This is a genomic window from Xanthovirga aplysinae, from assembly GCF_009711365.1.
Classification (GTDB): Bacteria; Bacteroidota; Bacteroidia; order Cytophagales; family Cyclobacteriaceae; genus Xanthovirga; species Xanthovirga aplysinae.
This window is the reverse complement of sequence record NZ_SMMB01000774.1, coordinates 1-3,877: the sequence shown is the minus strand read 5'-3', so window position 1 is coordinate 3,877 and position 3,877 is coordinate 1. Positions and strand designations below refer to the sequence as shown.

5 protein-coding genes are annotated in these 3,877 nt (G+C 36.8%); 1 reads left to right on the top strand and 4 read right to left on the bottom strand.

What is annotated here, in order from left to right:
• Positions 1-140 precede the first annotated feature (140 nt).
• The 3 genes from E1171_RS05495 to E1171_RS05485 all read right to left on the bottom strand — a co-directional run bounded on the left by E1171_RS05495 (position 141) and on the right by E1171_RS05485 (position 2,641).
• Complete coding sequence (locus E1171_RS05495; RefSeq protein WP_155204874.1) at positions 141-812, bottom strand: energy transducer TonB; 672 nt, start codon at positions 810-812, stop codon at positions 141-143.
• A 298-nt stretch (positions 813-1,110) separates the two neighbouring features.
• On the bottom strand, positions 1,111-1,692 hold the full coding sequence (locus E1171_RS05490) for an RNA polymerase sigma factor (RefSeq protein WP_155204872.1): 582 nt from the start codon (positions 1,690-1,692) through the stop codon (positions 1,111-1,113).
• Positions 1,693-2,098: 406 nt separating this feature from the next.
• Positions 2,099-2,641, bottom strand: coding sequence for an HdeD family acid-resistance protein (locus tag E1171_RS05485; RefSeq protein ID WP_155204870.1), 543 nt, complete (start codon positions 2,639-2,641; stop codon positions 2,099-2,101).
• A 150-nt stretch (positions 2,642-2,791) separates the two neighbouring features.
• Between E1171_RS05485 and E1171_RS05480 the strand changes: the two genes are divergently transcribed.
• Positions 2,792-3,562, top strand: coding sequence for a DUF2797 domain-containing protein (locus E1171_RS05480; protein ID WP_222931405.1), 771 nt, complete (start codon positions 2,792-2,794; stop codon positions 3,560-3,562).
• A 40-nt stretch (positions 3,563-3,602) separates the two neighbouring features.
• Here the strand turns inward: E1171_RS05480 and E1171_RS05475 are convergent.
• Positions 3,603-3,877, bottom strand: a 275-nt coding sequence (locus E1171_RS05475; RefSeq protein WP_155204865.1) for a YccF domain-containing protein, incomplete at its 5' end; no start/stop codon positions are given.

Here is a 3,877-nt window from a genome sequence, read left to right as displayed (position 1 = left end):
TCGTGGAGGTTCGAATCCTTCCCCTACAGCAATTATCTGAGCCTTTATTAAAAGGAATTTTTGGAAGAAAACTGAATTCAATGGGATAAGAAAACTCCCAAAATACTTCTTAATCAAGATACAGATATTAAATCATCCTCTTATTGGAGTTTAAAGATAATCGGAAGTGACATTTTTACACGGACTGTACGTCCTCTTTGCTTCCCTGGCAACCATTTTTTAGAATTAGAAATCACCCTAAGTGCTTCTTCATCACAGCCTGCACCAATTCCCTTCAATATTTCAGCCTCCACTATACTCCCATCTTTATCTACAATAAAGCTCACAAAAACCCTTCCTTCAATCCCCATTCTCCGAGCTTGGGGAGGATATTTCAAGTTTTTACCCACGAAATCATAAAATGCTCTCATTCCTCCCTTATATTCTGGTTGGACCTCTGCAACCAATACAAATGGAGGCTCTACAATTTCTTCATCTTTGATCTCAACAAAATCTTTAAATTCCCCGATGACTTCTACCACTTCCTCATCATCAATTACAAATTTATCCTCCTCTAATACCTTCTCATCCTCCACCGGCTTTATAATTGGCATAACTTTGGGAGGTTTAGGCCTTTTAAATTCGGTGATTGGAATATTTTCAATCTCAATCCCATCATCTGGCATTAAAAAAAAATCCACCAAAGGGCCTTTATTTACGGTTTTCCACTCAAATGCCGTGATAATTAAACTCAAACTAACAACCACGCCTAGGGCCAACAACATTCCATACTGATTTTTCAAATCTGCTTTTGGGTTTTTCTTCACTTCCATATGTAATTAAGTTTAGGTTGAGAAATATTTAGACCCCATGGGGGATATTGAAAATCTACAAAATAATGGAATTCTAAAGGAAGATTGAACTAGTCTTCCTCTACTAATTAAAAGCTAGTAGACCTAAAATAGAACAATAACAGTGTAAACATGAGCAACAATAGCATTACCAATGTAGCTCTTAACGTCTTTGCTTTTCGTTTTTTTCTATGGGCCTGCATTAACCCCTTATAATCTTTAAAACTCTGAATCTTCCGTGAACTCAGCTTGTTTCTTCTTATCCGTATATCGTGCTTGGTCATCCCTCTTTTTTGTCTTTCTTGTTAAAAAATCGACGCAGTTTTTTTAATGCTCTATATACCCGCATTTTCACCCCACTCTCACTAACCTCCAAAATGTAGGCAATTTCCTTAAAACCTTTCTCCTCAAAGAACCGAAGCTCTAATACTTCCACATCTTCCGCTGGTAATTCTTTTAGAAATAAAACCATTTGATTAATGTCTTCTTCCCCAAAATAATCTTCATCATAAACTTCCAAAATTTCGTAAAGCATAGACTCTTCCAGGCTAAACACAAGTCTTTTTTGACGTTTTCTGTAATAGGCATTTACTTCATTTGCTGCAATTCTAAATAACCATGCAGAAAAAGGAACCCCTTTATATTTATATTTATGGAGATTTTGAAGAGCTTTCAGAAAAGTCTGAGAAGTGAGGTCTGCAGCCACCTCTTCTATTCCACTACGTCTATACAAAAAATTAAAGATACCTTCAAAGTACCTGTCATATAAACGACTAAAGTGACGGGAATCACTTTGAGCAGACCTCACCCATTCCTGTTCAATTAGGATCTGTTGTTCGTCTAAATGGAATGGTTTTTTCAAATGTCTTTTGTCTTTGGTTTACACTACTAATGAAAAAATCTTTAAAAGTCACAGTTAAAAAGTAATTTTTTATTAAAAAGTAATAAAAAACACAAATAAATAGGTAAATACAGTCACCTATCCTCTCAAAACCAATATTAACAACCTAAAAATCCACCATTAAGAGTATTCCAATATTTTTCAAAAAATTCAACCATGGTTCAAACTAAAGGAGAGCAATAAAAAAGCACCAGAACAGTATTCAGGAAAGGGCTTGTAATCATTGACTAACTACTAAACAAAAAATCTTTAACCTTTATAATTAAACTCTTGCTCTTGAAGGAATTCAGCCAAAAAAATAGAAAGCTCTTAATTCATAGTTTTCTTCAGCATTACTTTTAAGAAAAATCTTACTCAAAGAAGACCATTAATCCGAAAACGCATGACGGAGCATATTGACTCCAAAGGAAGAAATAAGGTAGAAAACTCCCATCACAATCATAGCAGACCCAATATAAATAACCGACGCTTTAGGAATAGCCAATATTATCCATGCCAAAATAAGGGTGATGATTCCAGACAATATTCCCAAACTCCCAAAATTTATTCTCATCCAAAGCAGGGAAAATGCATAGAAGAACTGGATAATGGCATCAAAAATCAGGAAAAAACCCAAGACAAAGGGGATCACACCCACCGTTGCAATAGGATGAGTGAGAAATAGTGTTCCAAAGATCAAATCCAATACCCCAAAAAGAAGAAGCAGTCCACGAGGAAAGGACTCAGTGTTCATCCGAAAAGAGAATATGATGCTTAACAGGCCTTCCACCACTAACAAAATTCCTAAATACACTACAAAACTCACAAGTGCTTCAACTGGATACCTAAAAATCAACACCCCCATTAACACCAATAGTGCTCCCCTAAAAGCCAAAGTCCACCCCTGAGCAGAAATCTTCCCTTCCTCCATGCGTGTATTTTCATTTTTTACCCTACAACTTTTTAAAATCCTTTTAAGTTCGACCCGCTGCAAATACAGGAAAATCTGAAAGGAATAATTACAGGATCGTTTAAGCTTTGTATATTGCGTCCCATGAAGTATACAGGAAACTTACAAAAAATGAAAGTCCAGTTGCAGGAGCCTGTCAGGTACCAACTGCAAATGAACGAAGGAATAGTGGACATGAATGAGCTTATTGGCCACCCTATACACATGGCCTATTCCGGCCAGATCAATTGTATTGTTTGTGGGAGAAAGATTAAAAAAGCTTTTGGTCAGGGATTTTGCTACCCATGCTTCATCAATGCACCAGAGAACTCCGAATGTATCATTCGTCCGGAGCTTTGTCGCGCTCATGAAGGTATTGGAAGAGATCCAGAATGGGAAAAAAACAACCACCTTCAACCCCATACCGTTTATCTAGCCTTGTCCAGTGCACTAAAGGTTGGAGTAACCCGTGACACTCAAATCCCTACCCGCTGGATTGACCAAGGAGCATGGAAAGCTTTAACATTGGCAGAGACCCCCAATCGATACTTAGCAGGCTGCATTGAAGTTGCGCTAAAAAATCACCTTTCTGATAAAACTCATTGGCAGAAAATGTTAAAAAATATTTTGGCCGAAGACACCGACCTAATGGAGGAAAAAGAAAAAATAAAGCAATTAATTCCAGAAGAATTCCAACAATATTTTCACTCATCATCAGAAATCACAGAAATCCATTATCCGGTACAGGCATACCCTACCAAAGTAAAAAGTATTAACCTGGACAAAACCCCAGAATTTGAAGGCAATTTAATGGGAATAAAGGGTCAATACCTTATTTTTGAGGATGAACGAGTGATCAACCTAAGAAAATTTAGCGGCTATTTTGTTGAATTGTCTGTATAAAAAATTCACCAACCAAAACAGAGCACAAAAGCTCTGTTTTCTATTTCAAATCATAACCAAAGGGAGTAAAACTAAGACGCATTAACTTGAAATGTTGAATTCCAAAAGGGATCCCTATAACCGTCAAGCAAAGTAATATCCCAAAAAACAAATGGGTTAAGGAAATCCAAAGTCCTCCGAAAATAATCCACAGCACATTTCCAACTAAGTAAAGGGCTGGCGAATCCTTATCATTGGCCTCAAGCTCTTTTCCAAATGGAGCAAGGTTGGCAAAGGCCAATTTAAAAGATTGTAAACCAAAGGGAATTCCTATTA